General features: G+C 62.2%; 13 protein-coding genes. 5 read left to right on the top strand and 8 right to left on the bottom strand.

The window, feature by feature from the left end; genetic code table 11:
- Window positions 1-41: 41 nt before the first annotated feature.
- From HP556_RS29720 to HP556_RS29705, 4 genes are all read right to left on the bottom strand, one after another.
- Window positions 42-986: a glutathione S-transferase N-terminal domain-containing protein gene (locus HP556_RS29720; RefSeq protein ID WP_175369555.1), complete on the bottom strand. Its 945-nt coding sequence runs from the start codon at window positions 984-986 to the stop codon at window positions 42-44.
- Between the two features lie 19 nt (window positions 987-1,005).
- Window positions 1,006-1,215 carry a hypothetical protein gene (locus HP556_RS29715; RefSeq protein ID WP_068737702.1) on the bottom strand — a complete coding sequence of 70 codons (210 nt, stop codon included), beginning with the start codon at window positions 1,213-1,215 and terminating at the stop codon, window positions 1,006-1,008.
- Window positions 1,216-1,348: 133 nt separating this feature from the next.
- Window positions 1,349-2,629, bottom strand: a complete 1,281-nt coding sequence (locus tag HP556_RS29710) for an MFS transporter (protein ID WP_120287881.1) — start codon at window positions 2,627-2,629, stop codon at window positions 1,349-1,351.
- A gap of 84 nt (window positions 2,630-2,713) precedes the next feature.
- The gene (locus tag HP556_RS29705; protein ID WP_175369554.1) at window positions 2,714-4,996 is read right to left on the bottom strand and encodes an FdhF/YdeP family oxidoreductase; all 2,283 of its coding nucleotides are present in this window, start codon (window positions 4,994-4,996) and stop codon (window positions 2,714-2,716) included.
- 193 nt (window positions 4,997-5,189) lie between these two features.
- Here HP556_RS29705 and HP556_RS29700 point away from each other — a divergent pair, with 193 nt between their 5' ends.
- The 3 genes from HP556_RS29700 to HP556_RS29690 all read left to right on the top strand — a co-directional run bounded on the left by HP556_RS29700 (window position 5,190) and on the right by HP556_RS29690 (window position 8,761).
- Window positions 5,190-6,302 carry an alkene reductase gene (locus tag HP556_RS29700; protein WP_175369553.1) on the top strand — a complete coding sequence of 371 codons (1,113 nt, stop codon included), beginning with the start codon at window positions 5,190-5,192 and terminating at the stop codon, window positions 6,300-6,302.
- Between the two features lie 80 nt (window positions 6,303-6,382).
- Window positions 6,383-6,574 carry a hypothetical protein gene (locus HP556_RS29695; protein ID WP_081422070.1) on the top strand — a complete coding sequence of 64 codons (192 nt, stop codon included), beginning with the start codon at window positions 6,383-6,385 and terminating at the stop codon, window positions 6,572-6,574.
- 96 nt (window positions 6,575-6,670) lie between these two features.
- Window positions 6,671-8,761, top strand: a complete 2,091-nt coding sequence (locus HP556_RS29690) for a molybdopterin-containing oxidoreductase family protein (protein WP_175369552.1) — start codon at window positions 6,671-6,673, stop codon at window positions 8,759-8,761.
- A 9-nt stretch (window positions 8,762-8,770) separates the two neighbouring features.
- On the opposite strand, the gene HP556_RS29685 is transcribed toward HP556_RS29690, so the two are convergent.
- Entirely contained in the window at window positions 8,771-10,894 is a 2,124-nt protein-coding gene (locus HP556_RS29685) for a molybdopterin-containing oxidoreductase family protein (RefSeq protein WP_120287878.1), read from the bottom strand.
- Window positions 10,895-11,078: 184 nt separating this feature from the next.
- On the opposite strand from HP556_RS29685, the gene HP556_RS29680 reads away from it, so the two are divergent.
- Window positions 11,079-11,996: a helix-turn-helix domain-containing protein gene (locus tag HP556_RS29680; protein WP_116659374.1), complete on the top strand. Its 918-nt coding sequence runs from the start codon at window positions 11,079-11,081 to the stop codon at window positions 11,994-11,996.
- A gap of 21 nt (window positions 11,997-12,017) precedes the next feature.
- Here the strand turns inward: HP556_RS29680 and HP556_RS29675 are convergent, their stop codons facing one another.
- The 3 genes from HP556_RS29675 to alr form a co-directional block, all read right to left on the bottom strand.
- Window positions 12,018-13,655 carry a GMC family oxidoreductase gene (locus tag HP556_RS29675; RefSeq protein ID WP_175369551.1) on the bottom strand — a complete coding sequence of 546 codons (1,638 nt, stop codon included), beginning with the start codon at window positions 13,653-13,655 and terminating at the stop codon, window positions 12,018-12,020.
- Window positions 13,656-13,829: 174 nt separating this feature from the next.
- Window positions 13,830-15,083 carry a D-amino acid dehydrogenase gene (locus tag HP556_RS29670; RefSeq protein ID WP_175369550.1) on the bottom strand — a complete coding sequence of 418 codons (1,254 nt, stop codon included), beginning with the start codon at window positions 15,081-15,083 and terminating at the stop codon, window positions 13,830-13,832.
- Window positions 15,080-16,243, bottom strand: a complete 1,164-nt coding sequence (gene alr, locus HP556_RS29665; protein WP_175369549.1) for an alanine racemase — start codon at window positions 16,241-16,243, stop codon at window positions 15,080-15,082. The genes HP556_RS29670 and alr overlap by 4 nt, the downstream gene beginning before the upstream one ends.
- Before the next feature lie 153 nt (window positions 16,244-16,396).
- On the opposite strand from alr, the gene HP556_RS29660 reads away from it, so the two are divergent.
- Window positions 16,397-16,873 (top strand): Lrp/AsnC family transcriptional regulator, encoded by a 477-nt coding sequence (locus HP556_RS29660; RefSeq protein ID WP_068737711.1) that lies wholly within the window; start codon window positions 16,397-16,399, stop codon window positions 16,871-16,873.
- Window positions 16,874-16,919 lie beyond the last annotated feature (46 nt).

Below are 16,919 nucleotides of genomic sequence, written 5' to 3'. Positions count from 1 at the left end.
TGGAAATCGCGAATGAGGGCCATGCATCCGTGACGGGGCTTTCACAGTCGCGCAATCGCAAAGCCTGCACGCGGGAAGTGCACAACCGTCGCGCCGACATCGGGATCCTCACGCCGCAAAGCGGTGCTGTCATGACCCGCAGAAACAAACGCACCGATGACGGGATCGAAACCCCAATCGGTCGGCATGACCGATACCATTACGCCTTCCTTAAACGGCAGACCTTGATCATCTGCAATATCGTTATGAGAAGCAGATGTCGCCATAGGCTGACAGAGCCGCGCTATGTCCAGCGCCTGCTCGGGCGACAGCTCCTCAACCGTTCCGTGCCCCAGCGCAGCAACCCGGTCCATCCAAGCGAGAACGCGCGGATGCTCGGCAAGACCTTCGCTCTCACCGAGATTGCCGCGCGCGTACCAGAGCGGGTGATAGACGGTGAGATCGGCAAGTGACGGCGCCTGGCCAAGCAGGAACGCGTCGCCACGCGCAAGCCAATCGCTGAGCCAGGCTAGATGAATGCGAAACCGGTTGCGGAGCGCAGGAATCTGCTCACGCATCTTCACGCTGTCCCAACCATCGAACTTGCCTGACGTGAAACTCGCGCGATCGGCATGCAGTTCTGGCGGAAAACGATCGCCGTTCAGGCCGAAGACCAGTCCAAGAGCATTGGCAAAGAGCGCGCGATCGGCCCAGGCCGCGATGATATCGGCCTGACCGCGCGTGCCCGTCGGATAAAGCGTCGTCTCGGGAAAACGCCGCTCAAGCTCCGCGAGAATGCGGCGCGTATCGCAATAGACGTCTGCGCCGATCTGCAGCACCGGAACGCGGCGATAGCCTCCGGTGAGCGCCACGAGCTGTGGCTTCGGCGCGATCCGCGGCTGGATCACTGACTGCCAATGCAGGCCCTTCAATCCGAAGGCGACGCGCACTTTCTCGGCAAACGGCGAACGCGGATAGTGATGCAGAACAAGATCGGTCGCCGTCACTGCATCCCTTGCCCGTCAGCTATGTCGCATGCACCGCCGTCGTCGCACCGGCGGAATACATCGCCTCGAATTCGGCAATCGGATGCGGAAGTCCATCCGGGCCGGTGATTTCAACATCCCAGCTGCCGTCATCGAGCAGCTCCCTGGCCTTCTTGACAGCTCCGGCCGCGTTGTCGCGGCGGAGTGAAACAGTCCCTGACGTATCGGTTCCCCTGACGAAAAACGGCAAGTCACGTCCTCCCTGTGTGAGGCGCCCCGCAATGCGAGACCGCGCGCGACGTCTTGATCGCGTCACTCTGCGCATCAGACCACAGGACTCACGGCAATTCCAGCAACTTGCCGTCGCAATCGTCATGGACCTGTTATGCAGCCCCGCGCTGCGCTGCGGGACGCGTCAACACGAAGAAGACGAGGGTGCATACGGTCAGGAATACCGCCATTGAGATTAAAACTGCGGGCAATCCCCAGGCGGCGGCAATCGGACTGGTAGCCGATTGCATCACGGCGGTGCCGAGGAAGAATGACAGGTTTGCCGCAGAGAGCGCTTTGCCAATATTCTCGGCAGCAACGACCTGGCGGATCATCGCATAGACGAGCGGCTGCATCGCGACGAGAAGGCCGATGACCACAAGCAGGCCGGTATCGACTGCCACGGGCATCACAGACAGGCCGAAAAGCGTGGCCAACGGATAGCCCGGCGCACCGAGCGCCATCACGAGCAGCAGCGCGGCGGCGCACAAATGGACCGCAAACAGCAGCATGCGGCGATGACCCAGCTTGCGATCGAGCAGGCCCGACAGCGCCGGCCCAATCACCAGCGCCACCGTAAACAACGCCAGCACATTGCCGGCCTCTATCCGCGACAGTCCCTTGATATTCATCAGCCAGGGACCTGCCCAAAGCCCACGCAACACAAGCTGAACCGCAAGTGACACGAAAGCGAGGATCACGATACCGCGCACTGCGCGGGAGACACCGAGTTGCAGAACCGAAACCATCTCACCCAGAAGCGCGCGCGGCTGGCCTTCGGGACGCGACGACGGAACGATAACCGCGATCAGCATGGCCACGACAATAGCCGCGGCCGCCGCAATCCAGAAACCGGCGCGCCAGCCCCAGTGCTCGACGACGTAAGCAAGCGGACTGGCCGACAATAGCAGCCCCGCATTGCCGAATGACAGAATGATGCCGGACCACAGACCGAACTGCGCTGGTGTCAGCCGCTTGGCCGCGAGCGTCATCGGGCACATCAGCATGCCCGACGTCGCCATGCCGATCGTTGCCTGCGACGCGAAGAACGAGAGCGGCCCGGTCGACAGCGCCGCAATCGCCGCGCCGCAGACCGTACCGGCGAACAGCACGAGCGACACCGTACGGATGCTGTAGCGATCCAGCGCAACGCCGACCGGAATCTGCAGGAGCGCGAAGAAAAAATGATAGGCGGAAGTCAGCGCGGCCAGCGTCTGCGGCGTGACGCCGAGATCGGTCGACATCACATCGATCGCGACCGCAGGCGTGGTGCGCAGCATGTTGGACAGTACATGCCCGCAGGTCAGAATGAGCATCGCGGCCACGAGCGCTACGCTCACGGGCGGATCGATGGCAACGGGCTTGAAGGCAGAAGAGTCGGCAGCACTGGTCATGGCGCTCGCCTACGCGGAAACACGGCGCGCATCAACCGCCACGAAAGCCGTGGCGGTCATGCTCTCTCAATGCTGCGGTGCAGCTTAGGCGACCGATGCCTCGATCCGGATCGGGATCGATTTGTAAGCCGGCGTTCCCGACTTCGCATCATGCTGGTCGAGTGACACGAGCACATTGGCCTCAGGATAATAGGCCGCCACCGATCCTTGTGGGATGTTGTAAGCCACCGCCGTCACCCGACGCAGCGCGCGCGGCGCGCTGTCCGGACGATCCAGCACGATGTCGATCAGATCACCGTGGCTCAGCCCGCGGCGGGCGAGGTCCTGCTCGTTCACGAACACCACATCGCGCCGCCCTGTGATGCCGCGATAGCGATCGTTCATGCCGTAAATCGTGGTGTTGTACTGATCGTGGCTGCGCAGCGTGGTCAGCGTCAACGCGGTCTCGGCGGGGCCGTCCTCATAGAGGCCGGAGAAAACCAGAAATTGCGCCTTCTTGCTCGGCGTCAGCCATTCCCGTTCCGAGGCGGCGTTGCGCAGCCGGAAGCCACCGGGCTTCTTGATCCGTGCATTGTAATCCTCGAAGGCCGGAAAGACCGACTCGATGGCGTCGCGGATCTTGCTGTAGTCGGCGACGTAGTCGAGCCACTTCACCTTTGTATTCGGCAAAGTCGCAATGGCCATATCGACAACGATCGCAGTCTCGGACTTCAGATGCTCAGACGCCGGCTTCAAGCCGCCGCGCGAGGCGTGCACCATCGACATCGAATCTTCCACCGTCACCAGTTGCGGACCCGTCGCCTGCACGTCGATCTCGGTGCGGCCAAGGCATGGCAGGATGATCGACTCTTTCGCGATCAGAAGATGCGAGCGATTGAGCTTGGTGGCGATATGCACCACGAGATCGAGGCTACGCATCGCCGGATAGGTCGCCTCAGGATCTGACATCGCGACAGCGAGATTGCCGCCAAGACAGATCAACGCCTTCGAACGGCCATCGCGGATCGCCTTCACCGACGCGACGGCATCGTGACCATGCGCGCTCGGCGGCTTGAAGTTGAACGTGCGTTCGATACCGGCGAGCAGTGCGGCGTTGGGTACTTCGGTGATCCCCACGGTGCGGTCGCCCTGCACGTTGGAGTGCCCGCGTAACGGCGAGATGCCGGCGCCGGGACGGCCGATGTTTCCGCGCAGCATCAGGAGATTGGCGATCTGCTGCACGTTACCGGTGCCGTGGCGATGCTGGGTAATACCCATGCCGTAATTGATGATCACGCTCTTGGCCCCGGCGTAGATGTTGCCGAGGTTTTCGATATCGGCGCGCGGCAGGCCCGACGATTTCTCGATCGCCTCCCATGAGGTCGCGTCGAGATCGGCGAGCAGTGCATCAATGCCGTTGGTTTGTTCGGCGATGAAGGCGCGGTCGAGCACGCCGGGACCGCCCTGGGCCAGGCTCGCGGCATCGAGCGCCACGACGGTCTTCATCATGCCCTTCAGCACGGCAATGTCGCCACCGACCTTGACCTGGTAATAGGTCGACGAAATCTGCGTAGAGCTCAACGTCAGCATTTCCGCTGGATGCTGCGGGGATGTGAATCGTTCCAGCCCGCGCTCGCGCAGCGGATTGATTGAAACGATGGCAGCACCGCGCTTGGAGCATTCGCGCAGGGTCGTCAGCATGCGCGGATGATTGGTGCCGGGATTGTGCCCGATGCAGAACACGGCATCCGCATGATCGAAATCCTCCAGCGTCACCGTGCCCTTGCCGACGCCGATGGATTCCGGAAGGCCGATGCTCGTGGCCTCGTGGCACATGTTGGAGCAATCGGGGAAATTGTTGGTGCCGAATTCGCGCACGAACAACTGGTACATGAAGGCTGCTTCGTTAGAGCAGCGCCCCGATGTGTAGAACTCGGCCATGTTCGGATCGGGCAAAGCGCGCAAGCCGGCACCGATCCGCGCCATCGCATCTTCCCACGAGATCGGAAGATACTTGTCGCTGGCCTGATCATAAGCCATCGGATGGGTGAGACGTCCCTCGTTTTCTAGGTCGTGATCATGCCAGTCCCAGAGTTCACTCACCGTATGGGCCGCAAAGAATTCCGGCGTCGTGCGCTTGGCCGTTGCTTCCCACGACACCGCCTTGGCGCCGTTCTCGCAGAACTCGAATGATGACGTATGCTTTGGATCGGGCCAGGCGCAGCCCGGGCAATCAAAGCCATGCGGCTGGTTCATCGTCAGAAGGCCATGGGTCTCATTGACGACCGCCATCTGTCCGCGCACCGCGTCGGCCACTGCTTTCAACGCGCCCCAACCTGCGGCGGCACCTTTATAGTCTTCGACGCCCTGAACCTGCTTCTTCGCCATCGCGATCCGTCCTTCGTCGTCAGGGCCCATATGGCCCAACCTAATTCCGCCTCGTAGCATTAAAGGCTGTAATGCAGCGAATAGATGCCATCAACTTTGATTGACCAGGACCTGCGCTGTATTGAACGATACGAATGCCGCGACACCTGTTCACCAAGGCTATCGCCCGATTGATATTTTGAATGGAGCGCCAATGACGTCCTCTTCCCTGTTCCAGCCGCTGCAAGTCGGCCCGTATCGATTGAGCCACCGCGTCGCGATGGCGCCGCTGACGCGCATGCGCGCCGAGAAGACATCTCTCGCTGCATGGACGCTCAATGCCGAATATTACGCGCAGCGCGCGACCGAAGGCGGACTGATCATCGCCGAGGCCTCGCAGGTGATGCAGGAAGGCCAGGGCAACCCGAACACACCGGGCATCTATTCGAAAGAGCAGATCGCCGGCTGGCGTCAGGTCACTGACGCCGTGCATGCCAAAGGCGGCATCATCTTCCTGCAGCTATGGCATGTCGGCCGTGCCTCACATTCCTCGTTCCAGCCCGGCGGCGGGCTTCCGGTCGCGCCGTCAGCCATTGCGATCGACGCTACCACGCGGACGGCTTCAGGCGAGACGGTATCTTACGAAACGCCCCGCGCCCTGGAGACCAGCGAGATTCCGGGCATTATCGACGCCTACCGGCAGGCCACGCGCAATGCCAGGGAAGCCGGCTTCGACGGCGTCGAGGTGCACGGCGCCAACGGCTATCTGCTCGAACAATTTCTGCAGACCCGCAGCAATCGGCGCACCGACCAATATGGTGGCTCCATCGAGAACCGCGCCCGCCTGCTGCTCGAAGTGACCAATGCCGTCATCGACGCCTGGAGCGCGGATCGTGTCGCCGTCCGCCTGTCGCCTTATGGTGTCTCGAATGACTCCGGCGAAGCCGATCCGATGCCGCTCTACAGCTATGTGGTCTGTGAGCTCGACAAGCTCGGCCTCGCCTACCTCCATTTCGTCGAGCCGCGCACCAGCGGCGTCGGCCGCGCGGAAGTGTTTCATAACAATGTGCCTAAAGCCTACGAGCTGTTCCGGCCGATGTGGAACGGCGTGCTGGTCACGGCCGGCGGCTTCGACGGCACCTCCGCCGAGGAGGCCGTCGCTTCCGGTAATGTCGATATCATCGCCTTTGGCCGCCCGTTCATTGCCAATCCGGACCTGCCGGAGCGTATCAAGCGCAAGGCGCCCTTTACACCTTATAGCCGGGCGACGTTTTACGGCGGCGATGTGGCTGGCTACACCGACTACCCGGTGCTGGGCGCTGGCTAGTCTGCGGATTATTCAATAGAAAGCACTTCTGGCGCGCTATAGGCTGTGTATGGCCCGTAGCGGGTCAGGAGTATCGCCCCATGGATTCCACCCTCTCAGCCGCCGAGCTCGACGATCGCATCGCCATCCTTCGCGACAATATCCGGCAGTTGATCGAGCAGGCCACCGCGGCTTCCGGTGAGAGCAACGAGGAGCGCACCGCGGATCGGCTCGCTCAGCAGAATGAGGAGCTGGACCGGCTGATCGCCCAACGCGACGCCCTGGGCAAATAGCCGAGAGGACTACGGACTGGAGGCCTGCCCGGTTGTCGGGCGGGATGCGTAAAACCACGGCTTTTCCTCCAGTAAACTTTTGGCTAGCTTGGCTGCATGAACGTTCAAGCCAAGATCGACATCAAGCACTCCACTTGTCCGCATGATTGCCCCTCCGCCTGCGCCCTCGATATCGAGGTGATCGGCGGGAACACCATCGGCCGGGTCCGCGGCTCCAAGGAGCAAAGCTATACCGCCGGCGTGGTCTGCGCGAAGGTCGCGCGCTATGCCGAGCGCATCCATCATCCCGAGCGGCTGATGTATCCGATGCGCCGCACCGGCCCGAAGGGCTCCGGCCATTTCACCCGCATCAGCTGGGACGAGGCGCTCGACGAGATCGCTTTGAGGTTCAACGAGGCCGAGCGCGACTTTGGCGCGGAGTCCGTGTTTCCCTATTACTATGCCGGCACCATGGGTCTGGTGATGCGCGACGGCATCAACCGCCTCGCCAATGTAAAGAAATATTCGCGCTTTTACTCGACGATCTGCGCAACCATTGCCTGGGCTGGCTTTGCCGCCGGCACCGGCAAGGTCGCCGGCGTCGATCCGCGCGAGATGGCGAAGTCGGACCTGATCGTGATCTGGGGTACCAACCCCGTCTCGACGCAGGTCAATGTGATGACCCACGTCTCCCGCGCCCGGAAAGAGCGCGGCACCAAGCTTGCCGTCGTCGATATCTACGATAACGACACCATGAAGCAGGCCGACATCAAGATCCTACTGCGGCCAGGTACAGACGGCGCCTTCGCCGCCGGCGTGATGCATGTGCTGTTCCGCGACGGCCTGACTGATCGCGACTATCTCGCCAAATATACCGACCACTCGCCCGAGTTCGAGGCGCATCTGGCGGCGCGCACGCCGCAATGGGCCTCCACCATTTGTGGCGTGCCGGCTGCGGAAATCGAAGCCTTCGCGCATCTCGTCGGCGAAAACAAGCGCAGCTATTTCCGCCTCGGCTACGGCTTCACCCGCAGCCGCAACGGAGCCGCGCAGATGCATGCAGCGCTGTGCGTGCCCACCGTTATCGGCGCCTGGCAATATGAAGGTGGCGGCGCTTTCTTCAACAATGCCGCGATCTGGAAATTCGACAAGACGCTGATCGAGGGCCTCGACTTGCTCGACGAGAGCGTTCGGCGTCTTGATCAATCGAAGATCGGCCGCATCCTCACCGGCGATGCGGAGGCCTTGCACAACGGCCCGCCGGTCAAGGCGATGCTGATCCAGAACACCAATCCGATGACGGTGGCGCCGGAACAGGCCTTGGTGCGGCAGGGCTTTACCCGCGAGGACCTGTTCGTCGCGGTGCATGAGCAGTTCATGACCGAGACCGCCATGATGGCCGACATCGTGCTACCGGCGACCATGTTCATGGAGCACGACGATCTCTATTACGCCGGCGGCAACCAGCACATCTCGGTCGGAGCCAAGCTGATCGATGCGCCGGAAGAATGCCGCTCGAACCACGACGCTCTGCAGGGCATCGCCACCCGCCTCGGCGCGAAACACCGCGCGTTCGATATGCATCCGCGCGACATCATCGACGAGACGCTGCAAGTCAGCGGCCGCGGTGGCATCGAAGGGCTGGAGGCCGACAAATGGCGCGATATCCAGCCGGATTTCCGCACCTCGCATTATCTCGACGGTTTCGCCCATGCCGACGGCAAATTCCACTTCAAGGCCGACTGGTCGAAAGTGCCGATGCCCAATGCCGGCCTGATGGGGGCGTGGGACGAGATGCCGTCATTCCCCGACCACTGGGCGGCGATCGAACAGGTCGATGAGGCGCATCCGTTTCGTCTGGCCACCAGCCCGTCGCGCTCATTCCTCAACACCTCGTTCAACGAGACGCCATCATCGCAGGCCCGCGAGGGTGCACCCAGTGTGATGATGCACCCCGTCGACGCGGCGAGGCTCGGCATTGCCGATGGCGATGCCGTGACACTCGGCAACATGCGCGGCGAGACGACACTGACCGCGCGTATCTTCGAGGGCCTGCGGCGCGGTGTGTTGATTGCGGAATCGGTGCACCCCAACAAGGCGCATATCGGCGGCCATGGCATCAATATGCTGACCGGCGGCGAAGCCGTGGCGCCTTACGGTGGGGCTGCGTTTCACGATAACAAAGTGTGGGTGAAGAAGGCGGGGTAGCCCGCCTTCTTACGCCGTCGATACCTGCACCAGGATGTCGGAGAAGGTCGGCGCACGTCCGAGATCGGCCATCGCCGGCGAAGTCAGCGCATGCACCGTTGCACTCTTGCGGGTCGAGCGTTGCCAATAGCCGCTCGGTGCCACCACCACGCCGGGCTTCACATCCGCCGAGATGGTGACGAGCGCCTCGAACGAGCCGCGATCGTTATAGACACGGATCGGCGCGCCCGCTTCGATGCCACGTACTGCAGCATCGTCGGGATGCAGCAGTACGGCCTGCTCGCCGGCATGATGGAGCTGCTTCGGCATATTGCCGAAATTGGAATTCAAGAATGCGTGGCTCTTCGGCGAGATCAGGCTGAGCGGATATCTCTTCGCCAGCTCGGGATTGGTCTGCGGCGATTCTCGTGGTGGAATATAGGACGGCAACGGATCGACCGGCTCGCCGGACTGTTGGCCACCATAGCCCTGCCTGAACAGCGGCACGACGAAATTTCCGCCGGCGGCAATCGAGGACTTGAATTCGCATTTGCCTGACGGCGTGAAAAAATTGCCTTCGCGATGTGGCGCGTATGTATCGGATCCCTCGACTTTCAAGCGCGCATAGCCGGTTTGCTTCAGTTGCTCGATGGTGATGTTTTCCAGCACGGGACTGGTCCAGTCCATCGAATCCGCAATCATCTCGTCATCGCTGCGGAAGAACGACGGATCGTCGATGCCCATGGCGGCGGCGAGCCTGCGAAACAGCTCGGTGTTCGATACGGCTTCACCGAGGGGTTCGATCGCCTGGTTGTTGTAGGACAGATAAAGATGCCCCCAGGAGAACATCAGATCCTTCTGTTCGAGCTGCGTCGTCGCCGGCAACACGATATCGGCAAAGCGCGCGGTGTCGGTCATGAAGTGTTCGCTGACGACGGTAAACAGATCCTCACGCGCCAGGCCAGCCTCGATCTTGCCCTGCTCTGTGACCATGGCCATCGGATTGGCATTGTAGACGCACAGCGACTTGATCGGTGGATCGAAACCAAGCTCGCCGGTGAGCACCGGGCCGAGTTGCCACAGATTCACGATGCGCAGATCCTCTCCTTGTAGGTCCGGGCGCATCAGCACGTCCCATTTCACCGGAAACGCCCAGATCGGCAGCTGCAGCAGACCGCCGCCGACGTGACGCCAGGCACCGATCAGCGCGGGCAGACATGAGATCGCGCGCACGGTCTGGCCTCCGCCGGCATGTCGCTCGACGGCGACGCCGATGCGGATTACCGCGGGCGGCGTGGTGGCATATTCACGCGCCAGCGTGCGGATGTCGTCCGCCGCGATCCCGGTGATTCCAGACACGTAGTCGGGCGTGTAAATCGCGGCACGTTCGGCCAGCTCGTCATAGCCGATCGAATAGTTGTCGACGTAATCGCGATCGATCAGCCCCTCGGTGGTGATGACGTGGATGAGGCCCAGCGCCAGCGCCGCGTCTGTCCCCGGCCTTATAGCGATGTGCCAGTCCGCCTGCTGCGCGGTCCGCGTCCGCACGGGATCGATGACCACAAGCTTGGCGCCGTTCTTCATCGCCTGCTTGATATAAGGCCAGTGATGCGAGTTGGTGCTGAGCGTGTTGCAGGCCCAGAGGATGATGTATTTGGAATGGACGAAGCTCTCCGGATCGGTACCCGGCGTATGGCCTATCGTCATCAGATAGGCAGTACAGGCGCCGGAATCGCAGAACGTACGTTCGGCCACCGTGGCGCCGAGCTTGTTGAACAGGGGATCGCCGACATTGAGGCCGTTGATGATGCCCTGGGTGCCAAGATAGCTGCACGGCAGGATCGCCTTGGCGCCGTCCTCAGCGATGATCGTCTTCCATTTGCCGGCGATCTCGGACAGCGCGGCACCCCATGAGATGCGCGTAAACTGGCCACTGCCCTTCGGCCCCGAGCGCCGCATCGGATAGAGAATGCGCTGGTCGCTATAGACGCGCTCCTGATAATCGTTGACCTTCACGCAGAGCCGACCTTGCGTGAACGGGTGATCCGGATTGCCCCGCACGGACACGGCACGGCCATCTTCGACCGTCGTGATCATGGAGCAGGTGTCGGGGCAATCATGGGGGCATGCACCAATTACGGTTATCTGGGTCAAGCTGGCCTCCGCTGGCTACCGATCTGGGTCGATGCCGAGCATGCTGAGCTGACGGGCTGTTGGCTTTTCCGAGCCTGCTGTTCTGTTTGCAAATCCTGCTGACCACGCGGCGGGTTCCGCCCCGCGCCCATGGCACAGGAATTGAATGTTAAGCGACGATCATTTCAGCGAGTGGGGGTTGGCTATGACGATTGCAGGCCACGGCGCGGAAAAGTATGTCACCGGACATCTCATCGATGGGTCTCAGGACCGGAATTGGCCCCATCTGCTCGCGGAGCGCTGGAGCCATCGGGCCGGCGATCTACCCTCGGTGCTGCCACGAGATACCGAGATTGCCATGTTCCTGCGCGGCAACTCGGTCGTGGAGCGTCAGGGCGGCGGTATGCGGCAACGGACGTCGGGCCATCGCGGCACCATCTGGCTCTGCCCCGCCGGCATTCGCGAAGAATATATCAACGTCTCCGAACCGGTCGCGGACTGCCTGCATATCTATCTTCCCGGCCAGCCCTTTGAGGACACGCTTCTGCAGGATCTGGAAATCGATCCATCACGTATGACCTTGCGCTATGAGAGCGTCGATCATGATCCATTCATCGAACAGGTCGCCGAGCTGATCCTGCAGGAGCTGAATACGGAGACCTCCGCCGGCCGACTGCTGATTGAAACACTCAGCAGTGCATTGTCCGCACATCTCGTTCACAAATATGCGGCGAACGCGATTCCGCTGAAGCCGCCACCATCATCCGACAAGCCATTGGATCAACGGCGGCTGGCGCGGGTAATCGAATTCGTTGACGCCAACATCTCGCGCGAATTCGCGGTCGCCGATATGGCCCGCACGGCCTGTCTCAGCCCGGCGCATTTCGCGCGGGTGTTCAAGGTCCGAACCGGTCTCACACCGCATCAGTTCGTCAGCGAACGGCGGCTGACACTGGCGAAACAAATGCTGGCGGATCTGTATCGACCAATCGTCGATGTCGCCTATACCGCGGGCTTTTCATCTCAAGCCAATTTTACCCGCGCCTTCCGCCGGGCGACCAACATGACGCCCGGCCAGTTCCGCGGCCAGACAGCCGCCTATCGGATGTCCGACGAACTGTAGCGCTGGAGCTCGCAACTGGAGCTACCGCGCATCCTCTAGGATCATATCCGACGCCTTCTCGGCGATCATGATCACCGGCGCGTTGGTGTTACCCGACATCAGGTCCGGCATGATCGATGCATCGATCACGCGCAGACCTTCCAGCCCACGCACGCGCAGGCGCTGATCGACCACCGCTTTCGCATCATTGCCCATCCGGCACGTCGAAGTCGGATGATAGACCGTGCTGCCGCGCTGGCGGCAATAGGCGAGCCATTGCTCGTCGGTCACCGTGCCCGGACCAGGCTCGACCTCCTTGGTCACGAATGGCTTCATCGCCGGCGCGTTCAGCATCTTACGCAGGATTTTCAGGCCTTCGACATTCGCCGTACGATCCGTTTCGGTCGCCAGATAGTTGATGCGGATCGCCGGCGGCACCGAGGGATCAGCGCTCTTGATGCGCAGCGAGCCGCGGCTTTCCGGGCGCAGCTGACAGACCGACGCCGAGAAGCCGGAAAACGGATGCAGTTTCTCGCCCATCTTGTCGGTGGAGAACGGCAGGAAGTGGATCTGGATATCCGGAGACGCCATGCGCGGATCGGTCTTGAAGAAGGCCCCGGTGGTGCCGGCAGCATAGGTCAGCGGACCGGTGCGGAACGCGGCATACTGCAGACCCATCATCGCCCGGCGAACGGGATGATTGACGAAGTCATTGAGCGTGATCTTCTGCGGGCATTCCATCACCATGCGGACCTGCATGTGATCCTGCAGATCACTGCCGACGCCGGGGGCATCAAGAAGGACCTCGATGCCGTGTTCCTTGAGCAGATCGGCGGGACCGACGCCGGAGAGCTGCAGCAGTTGCGGTGAATTATAGGCGCCACTCGACACCAGCACTTCCTTGCGGGCGCGCGCCTTGCGCACCACGCCATGCTGCTTGAATTCGATGCCCACCGCGCGCTTGCCTTCGAACAGGATACGCTGGGCCAGCGCTTCGGTTTCGACGCGGACCTTGCCCTGCTTCTGTGCCGGGCGCAGATAGGCCCGCGCTGTCGAGGCGCGGCGGCCGCCCTTCGTCGTGGTCTGGAACCAGCCGGCGCCTTCCTGCCTCGCGCCGTTGAAGTCATTATTCACCGGAATGCCCGTCTCGGCAGCTGCAGCGATGAAAGCTTCCGACAGCGGATCGGGGCAGCGCGAGTCCGACACCGGCAGCGGGCCGCCAACGCCGTGATACTCGCTCGGCCCACGCGTCTGATTTTCCGCCTTCTTGAAATAGGGCAGCACGTCGTCATAGCCCCAGCCGGTATTCCCGAGCTGGCGCCAGCGATCGTAGTCCTCATGCTGGCCGCGCACATAGAGCAGACCGTTGATAGAGCTGGAGCCGCCGAGCACCTTGCCTCGCGGTTGGAAGACCGAGCGTCCATCGAGGCCCGGTTCGGGCTCGGTCTGGTACATCCAGTTGACGGTCTTTTCCTTGAACAGCTTGCCGTAACCGAGCGGAATGTGAATCCAGATATTGCGATCCTTCGGCCCGGCTTCCAGCAGCAGCACCGAATATTTGCCCGAGGCCGAGAGGCGATTGGCCAGCACGCAACCGGCCGAGCCGGCGCCGACGATGATGTAATCAGCCTCAATGGCGTCAGCCGACGCGCGATGCACCGACGCAGTTTGACCGCTCATGTTTCCCCCAATTGTTTTCAGCAACTGAAAACGGAAATGGCGGGGATGTAAATGGGCGTGGACGGAAGCATGGCACGCATGCGGCTAGAATCGTCGCAATGCGAAAGTGGGAGACTGCGCTAGGTAAGCTCCCTCTCCCCGCAATGCGGGGAGAGGTTAAGAAAGAGCGTTGCTTCAGCTATAGCGGCTGATCGCCAGATCCTTGACGTCCAGCTCCGGCGCCTTGCCGGAGATCTGGTCGGACAGCACGCGGGCGGTGCCGCAGGCCATGGTCCAGCCGAGCGTGCCGTGGCCGGTGTTGAGATGGAGATTGCCGAGATGCGTCGGGCCGACGATCGGCGGACCATCCGGTGTCATCGGGCGCAAGCCGCTCCAGAAGGTCGAGCGTGAGAGATCGCCGGCGGTCGGAAACAAATCGGTCACCGACTTGTCGAGCGGCATACGGCGCGGGGCGGTCGGCACCGGGTGATAATTGCCGACTTCAGCGGTGCCGCCGACGCGGATGCGGTCACCAAGGCGCGTGATTGCCACTTTGTAGCTTTCGTCCATGATCGTCGACTGCGGCGCAACGCTCTCATCGGTGATCGGCACAGTGAGCGAATAACCCTTTACCGGATAGACCGGCGCATCGATACCGAGCGGTCGCAACAGCAGCGGCGAGAAGCTGCCAAGCGCCATCACGTAACTATCTGCGGTGAAGACGCCCTTGTCGGTCGTCACCTGCGCGACGCGGCCACCCGTCACATCCACCGACTTGATGGTCGTCTCGTAGACGAATTTCACCCCAAGTCCGGCCGCGAGCTTTTCCAGCCGCTGGGTGAACAGATGACAGTCACCGGTCTCATCCTCGGGCAGACGCAAACCGCCGACGAACAGATCCTGCACGCCGGCGAGGCCGGGCTCATATTTCACGCAGCCGGCACGATCGAGCACCTGATACGGCACGCCATATTGCTTGAGCACGTCGATATCGCCGCCGGTGGCATCGAGCTGCGACTGCTTGCGAAACAGTTGCAGCGTGCCCTGGCTGCGATCGTCATAGGTGATGCCGGTCTCGGCGCGCAGTGCGCGCAGCTGGTCGCGGCTGTATTCGGCAATGCCGACCATCCGCGACTTGTTCAGCGCGTAGCGCGCGCTCGTGCAGTTGCGCAGCATCTGCAGCATCCAGCGCCACTGGTGCGGATCGGCCTGTGGCCGCACCACCAGTGGGCCGTATTTGTCCATGATCCAGCCGAGCGCCTTCTTCGGCACGCCAGGGCCAGCCCAGGGCGAGGCGTAGCCGGGCGAGACTTCGCCGGCATTGCCGAACGAGGTCTCCAGCGCGGCGCCGGGCTGCCGGTCGATCACCGTCACCTCGTGGCCTGCCTTGGCCAGATAATAGGACGTGGTGACACCGATCACGCCCGCGCCAAGAACCAGAACCTTCATCGCACCGTGCCTCCAGACCGGGCGGTCCACCGCACATCGATCTCATCCGAGTAAATTCTCTCATAGCGCTGACCCAGCGAGGTCAGCATTTCGTAGCCAATCGTGCCCGCGGTTGCGGCCAGCGCATCGAGCGACTGATGCCCACCGATGATCTCCACTTGCGAGCCCCGTGCCAACATGCCGGGTGGTAGATCGCCGAGATCGACGGTCAGCGAGTCCATCGAGACGCGCCCGGCAACCGCCAGCCTCCGCCCGCGGAAATAGACCGCGCCGCCATTGCCGAAGGCGCGCTGCAATCCGTCGGCGTAACCAATGGCCAATGTCGCCAACCGCGTCGGCTTCGTCGCCCGGAAAGTCCAGCCATAGCCGACATGGGCGCCGGCTGCGACCTCGCGCATCTGGAGCACCTGCGCGGTGAGCCGAACCACTGGCAGCATCGGATTGCTTTGCGCGGGATGGGGATTGAGCCCGTAGAGCGCGGCGCCGGGGCGGACGAGGTCATGATGATAGTTGCGCCCAAGGAAAATGCCGGACGAATTGGCCAGAGATTGTCGCGCAGCAGGGAAGCGTTTCGCGAGCGCCTGAAACGCGGCGAGCTGGTGCGCATTGGCCGGATGCTCCGGCATGTCGGCACAAGCGAGATGGCTCATCACCATCTGGATATCGAGAACTGAGGTGTCCTTGCCCGAGAGTTCGGCGACCTCACGCGGCGACATGCCCAGTCGCGACATGCCGCTATCGACCTGAACGACCGCGGGCAGAATCCGGCCGCGTTGCCGCGCCTGATCCGACCAGGCCTCAAGCTGTTCGCGCGAATTGAGCACCGGAATGATGCCGGCTTCCGCGCAGTCACGCTCGCTGCCCGAGGGCAGACCGTTGAGCACGTAGATCGTAACGTCGCGGGCCAGATGGGTCTGGAGATCCAGCCCTTCGTCGAGATGCGCCACGAAGAAGGTGCGGCAGCCGGCCCGATAGAGTGCCGGCGCGACACGATCAGCGCCGAGGCCATAGGCGTCGGCCTTCACTACGCCGGCGCAGGTGACGCCGGGGCCGACCCGCTCGGCCAATAGCCGGTAATTGCGTGAGATGGCTTCGAGATCGATGGTCAGCACCGCGCTCGCATGCCGCGTGCCCGTTCCGCCTGTCCAAGGTGCCAGCATCACATCCCCCGCTACGAATGATCGCAACGGCAGTATCTCACCTTCCGCATGGCGCTTTACGGCGATTCCGGCCGCTGCTACGGTCATAAACGGTGATTATCGGCGTAAATTTACGTCCCTGTAGAGAAATCCTGCAAAACTTTGGCGAGAACCATGGCAAGCGACCTCGATTCGACCGACCGGAAGATCCTTCGCGAGGTTGTCCGGGATGCCCGGATCAGCCAGATGGCACTGGCAGAGAAAGTCGGCCTGTCACCCACCGCCTGTACCCGGCGTCTCACGGCCCTGGAAAAGAAGGGCGTGATCAAAGGCTATGCCGCCGAGATCGACGCATCCGAGCTCGGCTACATGATGACGGTCCACGTCCACATCACGCTCGACAAGCAGAGCGAGGATGCGCTGTCCGCCTTCGAGCGCGAGATCGCCAAATGCCCGGATGTCGTGTCGTGCTACCTGATGTCGGGCAATGACGACTATCTCGTCCATGTGCAGGCGCGCGACATGGAAGACTATGAGCGCATCCACAAGCAGCACCTCTCGCGGATGCCCGGCGTGGCGCGGCTGCATTCAAGCTTCGCGATGCGCAGCGTGGTGAAGCGCGGCGTCTCGGTGTCCGCGCTGACGGGCTGAACTTGCTTAACCTCTCCCGCCTAGCGAAGCTTCGCTTCGCCGGGCG

Source organism: Tardiphaga robiniae, assembly GCF_013359755.1.
In the GTDB taxonomy this organism is placed as follows: domain Bacteria; phylum Pseudomonadota; class Alphaproteobacteria; order Rhizobiales; family Xanthobacteraceae; genus Tardiphaga; species Tardiphaga robiniae.
Note: the sequence above shows the minus strand (reverse complement) of the source record. Positions and strands in the feature narration are given on the sequence as shown.

Bases quoted from the DNA above. Each gene is read 5' to 3' on its own strand.
- HP556_RS29660 (WP_068737711.1), top strand. From the start codon at position 16,397: ATGGCAAGCGACCTCGATTCGACCGACCGGAAGATCCTTCGCGAGGTT.
- alr (WP_175369549.1), bottom strand. From the start codon at position 16,243: ATGCTGGCACCTTGGACAGGCGGAACGGGCACGCGGCATGCGAGCGCG.
- HP556_RS29670 (WP_175369550.1), bottom strand. From the start codon at position 15,083: ATGAAGGTTCTGGTTCTTGGCGCGGGCGTGATCGGTGTCACCACGTCC.
- HP556_RS29675 (WP_175369551.1), bottom strand. From the start codon at position 13,655: ATGAGCGGTCAAACTGCGTCGGTGCATCGCGCGTCGGCTGACGCCATT.
- HP556_RS29700 (WP_175369553.1), top strand. From the start codon at position 5,190: ATGACGTCCTCTTCCCTGTTCCAGCCGCTGCAAGTCGGCCCGTATCGA.
- HP556_RS29680 (WP_116659374.1), top strand. From the start codon at position 11,079: ATGACGATTGCAGGCCACGGCGCGGAAAAGTATGTCACCGGACATCTC.
- HP556_RS29690 (WP_175369552.1), top strand. From the start codon at position 6,671: ATGAACGTTCAAGCCAAGATCGACATCAAGCACTCCACTTGTCCGCAT.
- HP556_RS29695 (WP_081422070.1), top strand. From the start codon at position 6,383: ATGGATTCCACCCTCTCAGCCGCCGAGCTCGACGATCGCATCGCCATC.
- HP556_RS29705 (WP_175369554.1), bottom strand. From the start codon at position 4,996: ATGGCGAAGAAGCAGGTTCAGGGCGTCGAAGACTATAAAGGTGCCGCC.
- HP556_RS29710 (WP_120287881.1), bottom strand. From the start codon at position 2,629: ATGACCAGTGCTGCCGACTCTTCTGCCTTCAAGCCCGTTGCCATCGAT.